The sequence below is a fragment of the Pseudomonas sp. C2.3V genome (genome assembly GCF_058536325.1).
The window spans coordinates 1006311-1022408 of sequence record NZ_JBZUBN010000001.1 but is presented as its reverse complement, the minus strand read 5'-3'; the positions used below and the strand labels follow the sequence as shown (position 1 = coordinate 1022408).

Below are 16098 nucleotides of genomic sequence, written 5' to 3'. Positions count from 1 at the left end.
AGCCCGGCAATAGCCGGGCTTTTTATTAACACCTAGATATGACCTCTGGCCCGCAGCAAGGCGATTACCTGCCTGGCTCCTTCCTCAATGGAAAGGCTTTGCGTATCGATTATCAGGTCGGCGTTTAGCGGCACATCGTAGGGGAAGGACTCACCCGGGATGTTGTCACCCTCAGCCGCATACAGCCCCTGAGGATCGCGTTCACGACATGCCTGCGGAGAGGCCTGAACGTACACTGTAATGACCCGCTCAGGACCGATCAGCGTCTTGGCCTGCTCACGCCCTTCGGCGTCCGGCGCTACGAATGCGGCAAGGGTCAATAGGCCGGCTTCATTGAACTGACGGGCCACATGGGCCGCCCGAAGCCAATTTTCACGGCGCCCTGCACGATCCTGCGGAAGCCCCTTGTTAAGGTCATGACGCAGGTTCTGCCCATCCAGTACATACACCGCACGTCCGGCATCGAACAGCTTGCGCTCGACTGCGTACGCCAGCGTGCTCTTGCCTGCGCCGGAAAGACCTGTAAAGAGCACCGTAGCAGGCTGCTGACCGAACCGAGCCGCGCGCTCCTCAGTGGAGACATGTAGCTGATGGCCATGCTGATCGGCAGTACCGCCCACCTTGGGATCCGCGATGATCATGCCTGCGCCGACCGTACCATTGGTAAGCCGATCGATAACGATGAAGGCACCCGTGGTACGGTTGCGCTCGTAACTGTCTAGAGCGATAGGGGCATCCAGGCTGACCTTGACCCGCGCAATCTCGTTCAGCTTGAGCTGGCTGGCCTGACCTTTTTCCAGCGTGTTCACATCAACCGTATGCACGATGCTGGGCAGAGAACCAGGGACATAGCTGGTTGCACGCTTGATATCGTATTTCTTGCCGGGCAGCATGGGCTCTTCAGCCATCCAAACCAGCATGGCTTCGAAGCTGTCCGCCACTTGGGGGCGATTATCTGGATGAACCAATAGATCTCCACGGGAGATATCAATTTCATCTTCAAGCGTCAGCGTAACGGCCTGACCAGGAATAGCCTGTTCTAGCTCGCCTTCGAACGTGACGATGGATTTCACGCGGCTACCCTTGCCTGACGGCAGCACAACAACCTCATCACCCTTATGCACCACACCAGAGGCCAGAGTACCGGCAAACCCGCGGAAGTTCAGGTTTGGACGGTTTACGTACTGAACCGGAAAGCGCATGTCGGTGACATTGCGATCGGCTGCGATCTCGACGGTTTCCAGAATTTCCATCAGCGGCTTGCCGGTATACCAGGGCGTTTGCTCGCTGCGATTGACCACGTTATCGCCCTTGAGCGCTGACATCGGGACAAAGTGAATGTCCTTGGCGCCCAGATTGATGCGCTCGGCAAAGCTCAGGTAGTCCTCGCGGATCCGGTTGAAAACCGCTTCGTCAAAGCCCAGCAGATCCATCTTGTTCACCGCAACCACAACATGCTTAATGCCGAGCAGCGATGCAATAAAACTGTGGCGACGTGTCTGGGTTTGCACACCGTAACGTGCGTCGATCAGGATAATCGCAAGGTCACAGGTGGACGCACCGGTCGCCATATTGCGAGTGTACTGCTCATGACCAGGGGTATCGGCGATGATGAACTTGCGCTTGGCCGTAGAAAAATAACGATACGCCACATCAATAGTAATGCCCTGCTCACGCTCGGCCTGCAAGCCATCCACCAGCAGCGCCAGATCTACTTCCTCGCCTGTGGTACCGACTTTCTTGGAGTCGCGAGTAATTGCCTCAAGATGATCTTCATAGATCATCTTGGAATCATGCAGCAGGCGACCGATCAGGGTGCTCTTGCCATCATCTACGTTGCCGCACGTCAGGAAGCGAAGTAGCTCCTTGCGCTCGTGCTGGGCCAGGTATGCCAGGATGTCCTGACTAATCAGTTCGGATTGATGCGACATATTAGAAATACCCCTGACGTTTCTTCTCTTCCATTGACCCCGCCGCATCATGATCAATGACTCGACCCTGACGCTCGGAGGTCCGAGTCAGCAGCATTTCCTGAATGATATCGGGTAGCGTAGCCGCAGAAGACTCGACCGCCCCGGTAAGTGGATAGCAACCCAGGGTACGGAAGCGGACCTGCTGCTTCTGAATACGTGCTTTTTCCTCGTCGGAAAGGTGTTCGAGAATACGCTCGTCGTCAATCATGATGAGCGTGCCATTCTTCTCGATTACGTCCCGCTCTGCCGCAAAGTACAGCGGAACGATCGGGATACTTTCCAGATAGATGTATTGCCAGATATCCAGCTCGGTCCAGTTCGAAAGTGGGAAGACCCGAATCGATTCGCCCTTATTGATGTTGCCGTTGTAGATGCTCCACAACTCCGGGCGCTGGTTCTTTGGATCCCAGCGGTGTTTAGTGTCACGGAACGAATAGACGCGCTCCTTGGCACGAGACTTTTCTTCATCGCGACGGGCGCCGCCAAAGGCAGCATCGAAGCCATATTTGTCCAGTGCCTGTTTGAGGCCTTGAGTCTTCATCACATCGGTATGCTTGGCGCTACCATGTGTAAAGGGATTGATTCCCTGAGCGACGCCTTCTGGGTTTTGGTGAATCAGAAGATCCAGCCCCATTTCCTTGACCATGCGATCACGAAACTCGTACATGGCTTTGAATTTCCAGCCTGTATCGACGTGCAGAACAGGAAACGGCAACTTGCCGGGAAAAAAGGCTTTACGCGCCAGATGCAGCATTACCGCGGAATCTTTACCGATGGAGTACAGCATCACAGGGTTGTCGAATTCGGCGGCCACCTCACGAATGATGTGGATGCTTTCCGCCTCGAGCTGTTTCAAATGAGTCAGTTTATCGAGCATGGCTACTCACGGAATTGCGGAGGGACGGCCAGCGGGCCGTGGACGAACACTCACGATACCACAGCATAACTCTTCTATTCAGGAGCCTGCTTAGAACCAAGTGTTCTATATATATATTCAAGCCGGATTCGAACTGTCGATGAAGACATGCTCTATGCCAAAACGTCCTGCAAGATACTCTCCCAAAGCCTGAACGCCGTAACGCTCGGTCGCATGATGGCCAGCCGCAAAAAAACTAATGCCATTTTCACGCGCACTGTGAACGGTCTGCTCCGATACTTCACCTGTAAGATAGGCATCAACACCAGCGGCGATAGCCTGATCGATATAACCTTGGGCTCCCCCTGTACACCAGGCGATCCGCTTGATGGGGCGATCACCCTCGATTACGAGAGGTTCGCGCCCTAGAACATGCTTGATATGAGCTGCAAACTCGGCAGCGGTACGCGGTTCACTTAGTGTCCCTTGCAAAACGATAGAGCGTGGATTACCTGGCTCGACCCCTCCCTCAACCGTGATACCCAAGCGCTCGGCCAGCTGAACGTTATTACCCACCACAGGATGCAAATCGAGCGGCAGGTGATAAGCCACCAGGCTCACGTCATTAATGATCAAGGTCTTGAGTCGACGCTGCTTCATTCCGATGACACGCGGATCCTCGCTTTTCCAGAAGTAGCCATGGTGCACAAGCACCATGTCGGCCCCTGCCTCTATCGCGGCATCCAACAACGCCTGGCTTGCGGTCACACCGCTAACGATACGAGCCACCGTAGCGCGACCTTCCACTTGCAGGCCATTGGGGCAGTAATCCTTGATTGCAGCAGCATCAAGATAGCGGTTCGCCTCATCCAGCAGTGTCGTCAAGGCTATGGTCATGGTTATATTCTCCATTAAACAGGCTCTACCAATCGGTTCGCATGTCTTTATAGACAAAGGCAGCTCCGTATAATGGCCGCACCTTATCGGCCGTACACAGGCCTCGCAACAAGGATTGGTAATAATGTTAAAGGCCTTGCGCTCCTACGGCTGGCCCATCGTGGTAGGCATCCTGCTGGCAGCGGTGGTAGTCATTCGATTTCCTGAATGGGTAGGCTTGCCCAAGCAGCAGGTACATTTCGAGCAGACGACTGAGACCTCCCCTCGCACTCAAGGCCCGGTCTCTTATGCTGATGCCGCCAGCAAGGCAGCTCCGGCCGTAGTTTCACTACGTTCGACCAAGCATCCCAAGAAGCCCAGCGCGCCAATTCAGGATGACCCCTTATTCAAACCCTACTTTGATAAGAATCCACCAAAGAGTAACGAAGAGCTGAGCCTGGGTTCGGCAGTGATCATGAGCCATGAAGGCTATCTGCTAACCAACAACCATGTCACCTCTGACGCCGATACCATTGTCGTAGCGTTACAGGATGGCCGGCAGACGGTGGCGCATCTGATAGGAAGCGATCCCGATACAGATCTGGCTGTTCTCAAGATTGATCTGGATAGTCTTCCGGCCATCTCCATCGGCCATTCGGAAGCCATTCGCATCGGGGATGTGGCACTGGCTATTGGCAACCCGTTCGGCGTAGGTCAGACGGTGACCATGGGTATTATCAGTGCCACAGGCCGTAACCAGCTGGGGCTAAATACCTATGAGGATTTCATCCAGACAGATGCAGCCATTAACCTGGGTAACTCTGGTGGGGCACTGGTAGATGCCAACGGCAATCTGATTGGTATCAACACAGCGATTTTATCCGGTGGCTCGCAGGGTATCGGCTTCGCCATTCCCATCAAACTGGCCATGGACGTCATGCAATCAATCATTGCCCACGGCCAGGTAATCCGCGGCTGGCTAGGGGTTGAGGTAGAACGTATTTCCCCAGAGCTTGCCGCCTCGTTCAACCTGCCTAATCAGGACGGCATTGTCGTTTCTGGGGTTTACCCCAACGGTCCGGCACAACGTGCCGGCCTGCAGCCAGGCGACATTCTGCTTAAGCTGGACAACGAACCTGCGATCGATGGTCGCCAGTCCATGAATCAGGTCGCACGCAGCAGACCCGGAGACAAGATCTCGATAGAAGTGCTTCGCAATGGAAAGCCGCTTAAACTGACCGGAATCATAGGCTTAAGGCCACCCATTGATACCAGCACGTCATCCGAGCCCTCTTCTGATGAGTCAACACAAAAAAACGGCGCCCCATAGGCGCCGTTTTTTCTTCCATCAGGCGAGTCCGTAGTCCTTCAACGCCTCGATCAAAACAGCATTTTGTTCTGGCGTACCAATAGTGATACGCAAGAACTTATCGATTCGAGGCTTATTGAAATGACGCACAATGACGCGTCTTTCACGCAGTGCAGCCGCCAATTCAGCCCCCTCATACGAAGGGTGCTGAGCGAACACGAAATTTGCAGCAGAGGGCAGCACATGGAAACCCAGTGCTTCCAATTCGGCTACCAGCACCGTTCGGCTTTCAATCACTGCTCCGCACGTTTGACTGAAATAGTCCCTGTCTTCAAAGGCTGCGACGGCGCCTGCCAGCGCCAACCGATCAAGCGGGTATGAATTGAAACTGTTCTTGACCCGCTCCAATGCTTCGATGAGATCGGGATGACCTACTGCCAGCCCAACCCTCAAGCCTGCCAGGGAGCGAGACTTGGAGAGCGTTTGAGTCACTAGCAGATTTGGATAACGACCCACCAGTGAAATAGCAGTCTCGCCACCAAAATCCACATAGGCTTCATCAACCACCACAACCGAGTCCGTGTTCTTTTGCAGAAGCGACTCGATGTGCCCCAACCCTACCAGACACCCTGTAGGCGCGTTAGGATTGGGGAAAATAATACCGGCGTTAGGCCGGATGTAGTCTTCCAGATTGATTTGATAGTGTTCATCCAGTGGCAACGCTTCGAATGGAATCTCATACAATCCACAGTACACTGGATAGAAGCTGTACGAAATATCCGGGAACAGCAAGGGCGCCTTGTGCTGAAACAAGCCGTGAAAGATATGGGCAAGCACTTCATCCGAACCATTGCCTACAAACACTTGCTCGACATTGATTGAATAATACTCTGCTACCGCCTGCTTCAACCGATCCCCATTGGGATCAGGATACAGCCGCAAGCCCTCGCCCAGCTCAGCCCGTATCGCATCAATAACCTTGGGCGAAGGGCCGTAGGGGTTTTCGTTGGTGTTGAGTTTTACCAGATTGGCAATCTTGGGCTGCTCGCCAGGTACATACGGCACCAGCTTCTCGACGAAGGGACTCCAGAATCGACTCATGACATCACTCCTTGATCCGGTATTCAGCGCTGCGCGCATGAGCTGTCAGGGACTCCCCACGCGCAAGCACCGAGGCGGTACGCCCCAGCACTGAAGCGCCATCCGCGGAACAAAAGATCAAGGACGAGCGCTTCTGGAAGTCATACACGCCCAAAGGAGAAGAGAAACGTGCAGTGCCGGACGTGGGTAGAACATGGTTGGGCCCTGCACAATAATCCCCCAGTGCCTCAGCGGTATAACGCCCCATGAAGATCGCGCCCGCGTGGCGAATGCCCGGCAACCAGGCTTCAGGATCAGCTACAGAGAGCTCCAGGTGCTCAGGCGCAATGCGATTGACGACCTCGCAGGCCCGAGCCTGATCGGCAACATGAATCAGAGCACCTCTTCCTTCCAAGGACGTTCGGATGATTTCAGCACGCTCCATTGTAGGCAGAAGACGAGCGATACTTTCAGCAACCCTGTCCAGAAACTCGGCATCAGGACTGACAAGAATCGACTGGGCATCTTCATCATGCTCAGCCTGAGAAAACAGATCCATGGCGATCCAGTCTGGATCAGTCTGGCCATCACAGACCACTAGAATCTCGGAGGGCCCGGCAATCATGTCGATACCCACCTGTCCGAAGACATGACGCTTGGCCGTTGCAACATAGATATTGCCTGGCCCTACGATCTTGTCCACACGAGGGACGCTTTGCGTACCGTAAGCCAGTGCCGCTACTGCTTGCGCACCACCCACAGTAAAAACGCGGTCCACGCCTGCAATGCACGCAGCAGCGAGCACCAGCTCGTTGATTTCACCGCGAGGCGTTGGCACGACCATTACAACTTCAGCAACACCGGCAACCTTGGCAGGAATGGCGTTCATCAACACCGAAGAGGGATAGGAAGCCTTGCCGCCAGGTACATATAACCCAGCCCGATCAAGCGGCGTCACTTGCTGCCCAAGAACGGTGCCATCCGCTTCCGTATAACGCCAGGAGTCCTGCTTTTGCTTTTCGTGATAGCTGCGAACACGATCTGCTGCATGCTCAAGAGCATTTCGCTGCTCATCGGTAATGCGCGTAAGAGCCAACTCAAGTCTTTCGCGAGGCAGAATCAGATCAGCCATTGAGCTAGCCTGGACGCCATCAAAGCGCTGTGTGAACTCCACCAGAGCTTCATCCCCTCGGGTGCGAACAGCCTCGATAATCTCCAGGACTCGCTGATTGACGCCAGCGTCAGAAACACTTTCCCAGCTCAGCAGATGATCCAGATGACGCGCGAAATCAGGATCGGCAGCGTCGAGTCGGCGAAGCGTAATCGGTGCGGTCATAGCGAAGCCTCTTATCAATGGCTAGTCTCAGGCACCGCTAGAGTATCAGCCCTGCCGTGCGGGTACCTGAGAAAATTGGCTATGACACGGATAGGCAGGCACGGCATCAGCCGTGCGAAAGGTCAGGCCTGGTGTCGCTCTTCGACCGTAGCACGCAGCACATCGATCAGCGCCTGGATACGCGCGTGCTGCATCTTCATCGAAGCCTTGTTGACGATCAATCGAGAGCTGACATGGGCAATCAGCTCCTGCGGCTCAAGCCCATTGGCGCGCAAAGTATTACCTGTATCGACCACGTCAATGATCTTGTCAGCCAGCCCCACTAGAGGTGCAAGCTCCATGGAGCCATAGAGCTTGATGATATCGACCTGACGTCCCTGCTCGGCATAGTAACGTTTGGCGATATTGACAAACTTGGTCGCTACCTTGAGGCGGCCACGTGGCTCTGGAGCATTTACTGCACCCGCTGTCATCAGCCGGCATTTGGCGATCTGCAGATCCAGCGGCTCGTAGAGTCCTTGGCCAGAGTGCTCCATAAGCACATCCTTTCCCGCAACACCCAAGTCAGCTGCGCCTTGCTCAACGTAGGTCGGCACGTCGGTCGCACGTACGATCAACAAACGCACATCATCCAGACTTGTAGGGATGATCAGCTTGCGGCTTTTATCGGGGTCTTCAGTTGGGACGATACCCGCCGCCGCAAGAAGCGGCAGCGTATCGTTCAGGATTCGGCCTTTTGAAAGCGCGATAGTCAGCATGAGCCCTTAACCCGGAACACGGCGAATTTTAGCACCCAGAAGTTGTAGCTTTTCCTCGATGCACTCATAACCCCGATCGATATGGTAGATGCGGTCGATCAGGGTATCGCCTTCCGCTACCAGCGCAGCGATTACCAGGCTGGCCGATGCACGCAAGTCAGTAGCCATTACGGGGGCAGCCTTCAGGTGAGGAATGCCGGTTACGATGGCAGCATTACCTTCCACAGCGATCTGAGCACCCATGCGAGTCATTTCATAGACGTGCATGAAGCGGTTTTCAAAGATCGTTTCAACGACCGTTCCTGTGCCTTCTGCCACAGCGTTCATGGAGATGAACTGCGCCTGCATATCTGTTGGGAATGCAGGGTACGGTGCAGTACGCACATTGACTGCCTTGGGTCGATTCCCTTTCATGTCCAGCTCGATCCAGTTGGATCCAGTAGAAACGTGGGCACCTGCCTCTTCCAGCTTGAGCAGAACGGCTTCGAGAATGGAAGGATCAGTATCCTTGAGCTTGACGCGACCACGGGTAGCCGCCGCCGCAACCAGATAACTACCCGTCTCGATACGGTCGGGCAGTACGGAATAACGGGCGCCACCCAGACGCTCGACACCTTCTACCGTAATGGTATCGGTACCGGCACCTTCAATATGGGCTCCCATGGCGATCAGGCAATTGGCCAGATCCACGACTTCCGGCTCACGTGCAGCGTTCTGGATGACGCTACGTCCTTTGGCCAGCGTTGCCGCCATCAGAACGTTTTCAGTACCGGTTACACTGACGGTATCAAAGAAGTAATGTGCGCCACGCAGGCCGCCCGCTGGAGCCTTGGCTTTGATATAGCCTGCCTCGACTTCAATCTGGGCACCCATCGCCTCAAGGCCGCGCAGGTGCAAATCGACCGGACGCGAGCCAATGGCACATCCGCCGGGCAGTGCGACTTCGGCTTCACCGAAACGAGCCAGCATCGGACCCAGCACCAGAATAGAGGCGCGCATAGTCTTGACCAGCTCATAGGGCGCTACAAGCGTCTTGATAGTCGAAGCATTTACTTCAACGTTGAGCTTTTCGTCGATAACCGGCTGCACCCCCATACGACCGAACAATTCGATCATGGTAGTGATGTCATGCAGATGCGGCAGATTGCAAACAGTTACAGGCGTATCCGCAAGCAAGGTGGCAGCCAGGATCGGCAAGGCAGAGTTTTTTGCGCCTGAAATACGGATCTCTCCGTTTAGGCTGGCGCCACCGGTAATAATCAATTTATCCATAGGTATCTCGGCGGCGCCGAACTCAAGCCCGTTCAGCCCAAGCGGCGCGCGTATAGAATTTCATAGTGACTGCATGGATGCTGCCATCAGCGATCAATGCATTGAGATGGGAATAGACTTGCTGCTGGCGCTTTACTGGGCTCATAGCAGCCAATTCATCGCCAATCAGGTTCAATTGGAAATTGCAGCCCTCGCCTTCTACCTCAACCTGAGTTTCCGGCAGTTGTGCTTCCAATAAGCGTTTAACTTCTTCAGCCTGCATGTTCAACCTCCTGGCAGCCTATTCCGCAGCCAGACATAATACAAAAAAGCCCTCCAACTGCGAACCCCAAGGTTGCAGATAGAGGGCGATGGGATATTCAATGAGAGAGAGGAAGAATGTCCAGCAAACCGGACACACTTGCGATCTGCTTCATATCTGAAGGCAAATTCCAAACCTCAAGTTTTTTGCCAGCCTGCAACACATCACGCTGAAAGGACAGCAACAAGGAAAGCCCTGCACTGTTGGAGCGCTCGACACCAGCACAGTCGATCACGATCACATCGGTACTACTCTGCTGTATATAGCGCTGCCCTTCCTGACGCAGCGCTACCGTCGTCTGATGATCGAGAAGACCAGACAGCGTCATGACGCCCGGCACCTTCTCTCCTAGATGCGCCTGCGTACTCATGAGCCAGCCTGGGCCTTTTGAGCTTCAGGAGAGTTTTTGGCACGCGCCACGGTATTGGCCCAGCTATCGATAACCTTGTCCAAGTTGTTGCCGTTGGCCTGCATGGACTGGGCAAACTGATCACGGAACAGCTTACCGATATTAATGCCGTTGATGATTACGTTACGCACTCTCCAACTGCCATTGATATTTACCATGGTATAAGAGACCGGATAGACAGTTCCGCGGCTATCACGCACTTCCATGCCTACGCTAGTACGCTCGAGATCATTGTCAGTTGCCGGCAGAACCTTGATACCCTGATTGTTGTACTCCAACAGTGCGTTGCCATAGAACTGCATCAGGCTTCGCTTAAAGTTCTCCTGGAAGCGAGCCATTTGCTCAGGCGATGCCTGACGGCTGTACCTTACGGTCATGATGCTGCGGGAGATACCTTCGGCATCAACGACCGGACCAAGGATCTCGTTCAAAGAGTTATAGAAAGCATCTGGATTGCTCCGGTATGTTTCCTTGTTGGTTTGCAGATCAGACAGCAACTTATCTGTAGTCTGTTGAATGACATCGTGAGCCGAAGGCGCTGCAGAGGCCAGCAATGGCACTACGGCCAGCAAGGCCAGAACGCTGTTTCGCAATAATTTGAGCATGTCGTGTCCTTCTTACTTATCGCCAGACGAATCTTTGTTGACGGTGTTGAGCAGGAATTTGCCGATCAGATCTTCCAATACCAGCGACGACTGGGTATCACGAATAGTTCCGCCATCTTTGACAACCTCCTCATCCCCTCCCACGCTAATACCAATATATTTTTCACCCAACAGACCTGCTGTCAGGATGGAGGCGGTGGAATCGACCGGAATGTTATCGACCTGTTGGTCGATCTGCATGGTCACTCGACCACGGTAGCTATCACGATCCAGATCGATTGCGATGACTCGGCCAATCGTGACGCCTGACATCGTGATTTTTGCACGTACGGTCAGACCGGCGATATTGTCGAAATAGGCGTACGCTTTATAGGTGTCATTGTGCTCGCCAACGCTCAAGCCACTCACTCGCAAAGCCAACAGCAAGAGAGCCAGCAAGCCAGCGAGCAGAAACAGGCCGACACCAATTTCCTGGGTGCGGGTTTGCATCAGATATCTCCAAACATCAAAGCAGTCAAAAGAAAGTCGAGACCCAGCACTGCCAGAGAGGCATAGACAACTGTTCGGGTCGTCGCGCGGCTGATCCCTTCGGAAGTAGCATCGCAGTCGTACCCCTGGAACACGGCGATCCAGGTCACCACAAAGGCAAAGACAAGGCTTTTAATCATGCCATTGATCACATCCGCCATCTGGACGCTGTTCTGCATGTTGCTCCAGAACGAGCCGTCGTAGACGCCGAGCCAGTCAACCGCAACCATCGCACCGCCCCAGATACCTACAACACTGAAGATGGCCGAGAGCAGAGGCAAGGAAATAAAGCCCGCCCACAGGCGCGGAGCCACTATATATTTGAGCGGATCAACACCGATCATTTCGAGGCTGGACAACTGCTCTGTCGACTTCATGTTGCCGATTTCAGCCGTTAACGCGGAACCTGCGCGACCTGCGAACAGAAGCGCACTAACTACAGGGCCCAACTCTCTCAACAGGGTAAGCGCCACCATCTGCCCAACCGCCTGTTCCGAACCATAGGTAACCAGAATGTTATAGCCCTGAAGTGCTATAACCATACCGATGAAAAGACCGGAAACTAGGATGATGGGTAGCGATAAAACCCCTACCGAATAGAGCTGCTTGATCAGCAACTGTCCACCCTTGCCTGCGCCGGAGCGGCCAAACAAGGATTGCAATAGCAAAAGAACAGAACGACCGGCTGCAGCCAATACATCCAGGCCTGTGCGCCCCAATAAGCGGATGCGCTCAAGCAGTGAAATGTGACGCATTAGCGCCTCCCCAAAAGATCTTCGCTATAGTCAGGCGCTGCGAAATGGAACGGTACCGGGCCATCCGGGGTACCTTTTATGAACTGAAGCACTCGTGGATCAGACGACTCCTTGAGCTCTGCGGGGGTTCCTTGGCCCAGCACCTGTGTATCCCCGACAATGTAAAGATAGTCAGCGATACTTGCCGTCTCGGCCAGATCATGTGACACAACGATACTGGTCAATCCCAGTGCATCATTGAGCAGACGAATCAGGCGCACCAGTACGCCCATGGCAATGGGGTCCTGTCCCACGAAAGGCTCGTCATACATCAGGATCTGAGGATCCAATGCAATCGCCCGAGCCAGAGCCACCCGACGTTTCATGCCTCCGGACAGCTCATCGGGCATCAACTCGATAGCGCCCCGCAGACCGACCGCCTGAAGTTTCATCAGGACGATATCCCGGATCATCTCCTCAGGCAGCTTGGTATGAACCCGAAGAGGAAAGGCCACGTTTTCGAAAACATCAAGGTCAGTAAACAGTGCACCGCTCTGAAACAGAACGCCCATCTGCTTACGCACATTGAACAGGTCACTTCGAGACAGCGTGGGAAGATTGAGATTGTTAACCCATACCTCACCCTTTTCAGGGCGCAACTGGGCTGCAATCAAGCGTAACAGCGTTGTCTTGCCGCTCCCTGAAGGCCCCATAATACCGGTCACCTTGCCACGCGGGATGCGGATATCAACATTCTCGTAGATGGTACGCTCGCCTCGCTTGAAGGTAACGCCTTTAAGCTCGACCGCATACTCGCTATCGGTGTTCATCTAAACTCCTAGCTTACAGCCCTCCTGGCAGACGCATCGAATAGCATCCAAGGCACTTTTAAGGGCCTATTCGACAAGGACATAGCATAACATTTCAGCGCTACCTCCCCAACATGAACATAATTCAATCGTTTTCATAGGAGGGGGGATTAATTGTCGTTATAATTCTGCGTTTTCAATCAATCTGCTGCCCAGCAAACTGGTAGACAAATGACCCACGCTGCAAATTTCATCGAATCCGCAAATCGTACCATCAGCTATGAAGTGGAAGCCGTGAACGCATTGCGTGGGCGTATAGATGATCGCTTTGTCAAAGCCTGTGAACTGATGCTGGACTGCAAGGGCCGCATCGTTGTACTGGGCATGGGAAAGTCCGGACATATCGGCAACAAGATTGCGGCCACGCTGGCAAGCACAGGCACACCCGCGTTTTTCGTCCATCCCGCCGAAGCAAGCCACGGCGACATGGGGATGATTACCCAGGCGGACATTGTGCTGGCCCTGTCCAACTCTGGCTCTACCCCTGAAATAGTGACGCTCTTGCCACTTATCAAGCGACTGGGAATCACGTTGATCAGTATGACAGGCAATCCCCAGTCACCTCTGGCCCAGGCAGCTACTGTCAACCTGGACGCAGGCGTTGCCAAGGAAGCCTGCCCGCTGAATCTTGCACCGACCTCCTCCACCACTGCCAGTCTGGTTCTGGGGGATGCGCTTGCCATTGCCTTGCTCGATGCACGAGGCTTCACGGCTGAAGATTTTGCCTTTTCTCACCCCGGCGGCGCTCTGGGCCGACGCCTGCTTCTCAAGGTCGAGCATGTCATGCATAGCGGGAAGGAATTACCTCAAGTGCCACGAGGCACTTCGCTTAGCGGTGCATTACTTGAAATGTCCCAAAAAGGGCTTGGCATGACCGTCGTCACGGAGCCTGATGGCCGACTGGCAGGTATTTTTACTGACGGGGACCTTCGGCGTGCGCTTGATCGCGGAATTGACGTACGCTCAACGACCATAGACCACGTCATGACGGAGCATGGTCGTACGGCACGCCCACAGATGCTGGCAGCCGAGGCATTGAAAGTCATGGAAGATCACAAGATTAGCGCCTTGGTTGTGATCGACGAGAAAGATTACCCTCTGGGGGCATTGAACATGCACGACCTGCTTCGCGCAGGCGTCATGTGAATGCAGCTCATATCGAGAGACAGCCCATCATTGCTGCTGCATGGCAGTGATGGCACTCATAAATGCTTTACGTCTCAAATGGTACAGAGCCTTTGCCGTGCTTTATGCCGCCGTTTGACTACAATGCTTTTGCAGGCCTTTTGTCATGTTCCGTACACTGCGTAAACCTGTACTTTATGTCCTGATTGCCCTGGCGCTGGTCGCTATCGGTTACTGGAACCTCTTGCCGCAACGGTTTATCGATGACCCGGCAGGCAATGCCCAGACCGATAATGCCATTGATGCCTATGCAACAAATGTCAAAACGATCCAGTACCGTGCCGATGGAAAGGTACAATACGAGATGACAGCCGAACGGCTTGATCACGTTCAGGCCACCGATGTCACACTGGTTTCGAAACCCGATATGCTGGCATACCGCGGTACTGACCTGCCCTGGCATGTTCGCAGCGCAAGGGCCGAGGTGGCGCCAAAAGGTACACAGGCTGAGTTGATCGATGATGTAAGGGTCGAGCGTACAGACGAAAAGGGCCGCCCTATCGTGATGACGACGACGCGAATGACTGTTTTTCCTGACAAAAATTATGCGCAGACTGAGCAAGCCGTTAAGATTGAGGCCGCTAATAGCGTGACCACAGCGAAAGGCATGAAAGCGTACCTGAATGACGGCAGAATGCTCCTGCTGTCCAATGTAAGAGGCCAGCATGAGGTTCGTTAAATCTCTACCCCTTCTTTTAACCCTGGGCGCTACGTTCGGAAGCGTTAACGCCTGGGCTCTGCCTTCTGACCGCAACCAGCCCATCCGGGTACAGGCCGACAGCGCCGAACTCGATGACAAGCAGAACGTAGCGGTTTATCGAGGCGACGTCATCATTACCCAAGGCACGATGAAGATCACGGGTAACACCGTGACCATCACCCAGGACAACAACGGCAACATCAAGGTTGCAACTGCCGTTGGCAAGCCGGCTCACTATGAGCAGAAGCCATCTGCGGACAAAGATACGGTGAAGGCTTACGGCCTGACTATCCAGTACTATGCGGATGAAAACCGAATCGTTCTGATCGACCAGGCACGCGTTGAACAGCAAGGCAATACGTTCGAAGGCGAAAAGATCGTTTACGACACCCAGCGCCAGATCGTGAATGCTGGCCGTGCAAACGGTAACAAGATCACCACACCAAGACCACGTATCGACATGGTCATCCAGCCCAAGAACAAAGACCAGCAGCCGGGGCAAGCTCAATGACAGTACTGCTCAAAGCCCAGCATCTGGCCAAGAGCTACAAGGGTCGTCAAGTGGTTCGGGATGTCAGCCTGACCATTGAAAGCGGCCAGATCGTGGGACTACTCGGTCCTAACGGGGCGGGCAAGACGACATGTTTCTACATGATCGTAGGGTTGGTCAACGCCGACCATGGTCGTGTGCTGATCGATAACCAGGATGTCACCAACTTGCCCATGCACGGCAGAGCACAGGCAGGTATCGGTTATCTCCCCCAGGAAGCATCGATATTCCGTAAGCTGACCGTGGCCAATAACATCATGGCTATCCTTGAAACCCGCAAGGATCTGGACCGAAACGGACGCACCCAGGCGCTCGAGTCGCTGCTTCAGGAATTTCACATTACCCATATTCGTGACAACCTAGGCATGAGCCTGTCGGGCGGTGAACGTCGTCGCGTCGAGATTGCTCGCGCCCTAGCCACGGCGCCCAAGTTCATTCTGCTGGATGAGCCCTTTGCCGGTGTCGACCCTATTTCAGTGGGTGATATCAAGCAAATCATTCGCCACTTGAAAGCCAAAGGCATTGGCGTTTTGATCACGGATCACAATGTTCGGGAAACCCTCACAATCTGTGAGATGGCTTATATTGTGAATGACGGACAGCTGATTGCTGAAGGCGATGCCGAAAGCGTGCTGGCCAACGACCTGGTTAAGGAAGTTTATCTGGGGCACGAATTCCGCCTCTAGGCAAAAGGGTAAAAACCAGGCATATAATTTGCTCATCCCTACCAAATTATCTGGTGGGCTCCGTGGCGCAG

General features: G+C 54.1%; 18 protein-coding genes. 5 read left to right on the top strand and 13 right to left on the bottom strand.

Annotated features, from left to right (window positions below; all coding sequences use genetic code 11):
• Nucleotides 1–32 precede the first annotated feature (32 nt).
• The 3 genes from cysN to AC4LF3_RS04800 form a co-directional block, all read right to left on the bottom strand.
• Complete coding sequence (gene cysN / locus AC4LF3_RS04810) at nucleotides 33–1931, bottom strand: sulfate adenylyltransferase subunit CysN (RefSeq protein ID WP_122043307.1); 1899 nt, start codon at nucleotides 1929–1931, stop codon at nucleotides 33–35.
• A 1-nt stretch (nucleotide 1932) separates the two neighbouring features.
• Nucleotides 1933–2850, bottom strand: coding sequence for a sulfate adenylyltransferase subunit CysD (gene cysD, locus AC4LF3_RS04805; protein ID WP_074827918.1), 918 nt, complete (start codon nucleotides 2848–2850; stop codon nucleotides 1933–1935).
• A 117-nt stretch (nucleotides 2851–2967) separates the two neighbouring features.
• Nucleotides 2968–3726: a Nif3-like dinuclear metal center hexameric protein gene (locus tag AC4LF3_RS04800; protein ID WP_491834869.1), complete on the bottom strand. Its 759-nt coding sequence runs from the start codon at nucleotides 3724–3726 to the stop codon at nucleotides 2968–2970.
• A 124-nt stretch (nucleotides 3727–3850) separates the two neighbouring features.
• Here AC4LF3_RS04800 and AC4LF3_RS04795 point away from each other — a divergent pair, with 124 nt between their 5' ends.
• The gene (locus AC4LF3_RS04795) at nucleotides 3851–5035 is read left to right on the top strand and encodes a S1C family serine protease (RefSeq protein ID WP_019365664.1); all 1185 of its coding nucleotides are present in this window, start codon (nucleotides 3851–3853) and stop codon (nucleotides 5033–5035) included.
• An 18-nt stretch (nucleotides 5036–5053) separates the two neighbouring features.
• Here the strand turns inward: AC4LF3_RS04795 and hisC are convergent, their stop codons facing one another.
• The 10 genes from hisC to AC4LF3_RS04745 form a co-directional block, all read right to left on the bottom strand.
• Nucleotides 5054–6115, bottom strand: a complete 1062-nt coding sequence (gene hisC, locus AC4LF3_RS04790; protein WP_074827909.1) for a histidinol-phosphate transaminase — start codon at nucleotides 6113–6115, stop codon at nucleotides 5054–5056.
• Between the two features lie 4 nt (nucleotides 6116–6119).
• Nucleotides 6120–7430 (bottom strand): histidinol dehydrogenase, encoded by a 1311-nt coding sequence (hisD, locus tag AC4LF3_RS04785; RefSeq protein WP_010797297.1) that lies wholly within the window; start codon nucleotides 7428–7430, stop codon nucleotides 6120–6122.
• A gap of 122 nt (nucleotides 7431–7552) precedes the next feature.
• The gene (hisG, locus tag AC4LF3_RS04780) at nucleotides 7553–8188 is read right to left on the bottom strand and encodes an ATP phosphoribosyltransferase (RefSeq protein WP_019365667.1); all 636 of its coding nucleotides are present in this window, start codon (nucleotides 8186–8188) and stop codon (nucleotides 7553–7555) included.
• A gap of 6 nt (nucleotides 8189–8194) precedes the next feature.
• Entirely contained in the window at nucleotides 8195–9460 is a 1266-nt protein-coding gene (gene murA / locus AC4LF3_RS04775) for a UDP-N-acetylglucosamine 1-carboxyvinyltransferase (RefSeq protein WP_010797295.1), read from the bottom strand.
• Between the two features lie 22 nt (nucleotides 9461–9482).
• Nucleotides 9483–9722, bottom strand: coding sequence for a BolA family protein (locus AC4LF3_RS04770; protein WP_010797294.1), 240 nt, complete (start codon nucleotides 9720–9722; stop codon nucleotides 9483–9485).
• Nucleotides 9723–9819: 97 nt separating this feature from the next.
• A complete protein-coding gene (locus tag AC4LF3_RS04765) occupies nucleotides 9820–10131 on the bottom strand; it encodes an STAS domain-containing protein (RefSeq protein ID WP_407362956.1) in 312 nt (103 codons plus the stop codon).
• Nucleotides 10128–10775, bottom strand: a complete 648-nt coding sequence (locus tag AC4LF3_RS04760; protein WP_491834868.1) for an MlaC/ttg2D family ABC transporter substrate-binding protein — start codon at nucleotides 10773–10775, stop codon at nucleotides 10128–10130. The genes AC4LF3_RS04765 and AC4LF3_RS04760 overlap by 4 nt, the downstream gene beginning before the upstream one ends.
• Before the next feature lie 12 nt (nucleotides 10776–10787).
• Entirely contained in the window at nucleotides 10788–11264 is a 477-nt protein-coding gene (gene mlaD / locus AC4LF3_RS04755; RefSeq protein WP_491834867.1) for an outer membrane lipid asymmetry maintenance protein MlaD, read from the bottom strand.
• A complete protein-coding gene (gene mlaE, locus AC4LF3_RS04750; RefSeq protein ID WP_010797290.1) occupies nucleotides 11264–12058 on the bottom strand; it encodes a lipid asymmetry maintenance ABC transporter permease subunit MlaE in 795 nt (264 codons plus the stop codon). The genes mlaD and mlaE overlap by 1 nt, the downstream gene beginning before the upstream one ends.
• Nucleotides 12058–12867, bottom strand: a complete 810-nt coding sequence (locus AC4LF3_RS04745) for an ATP-binding cassette domain-containing protein (RefSeq protein ID WP_074827898.1) — start codon at nucleotides 12865–12867, stop codon at nucleotides 12058–12060. Before AC4LF3_RS04745 ends, mlaE begins: the two co-directional genes overlap by 1 nt.
• A 210-nt stretch (nucleotides 12868–13077) precedes the next feature.
• Between AC4LF3_RS04745 and AC4LF3_RS04740 the strand changes: the two genes are divergently transcribed.
• The 4 genes from AC4LF3_RS04740 to lptB all read left to right on the top strand — a co-directional run bounded on the left by AC4LF3_RS04740 (nucleotide 13078) and on the right by lptB (nucleotide 16027).
• Nucleotides 13078–14052, top strand: a complete 975-nt coding sequence (locus AC4LF3_RS04740) for a KpsF/GutQ family sugar-phosphate isomerase (RefSeq protein ID WP_407362954.1) — start codon at nucleotides 13078–13080, stop codon at nucleotides 14050–14052.
• A gap of 145 nt (nucleotides 14053–14197) precedes the next feature.
• Nucleotides 14198–14770 carry an LPS export ABC transporter periplasmic protein LptC gene (gene lptC, locus AC4LF3_RS04735; protein WP_010797287.1) on the top strand — a complete coding sequence of 191 codons (573 nt, stop codon included), beginning with the start codon at nucleotides 14198–14200 and terminating at the stop codon, nucleotides 14768–14770.
• Complete coding sequence (lptA, locus tag AC4LF3_RS04730; protein ID WP_010797286.1) at nucleotides 14757–15302, top strand: lipopolysaccharide transport periplasmic protein LptA; 546 nt, start codon at nucleotides 14757–14759, stop codon at nucleotides 15300–15302. The genes lptC and lptA overlap by 14 nt, the downstream gene beginning before the upstream one ends.
• Nucleotides 15299–16027 carry an LPS export ABC transporter ATP-binding protein gene (lptB, locus tag AC4LF3_RS04725; protein WP_010797285.1) on the top strand — a complete coding sequence of 243 codons (729 nt, stop codon included), beginning with the start codon at nucleotides 15299–15301 and terminating at the stop codon, nucleotides 16025–16027. The genes lptA and lptB overlap by 4 nt, the downstream gene beginning before the upstream one ends.
• Nucleotides 16028–16098 lie beyond the last annotated feature (71 nt).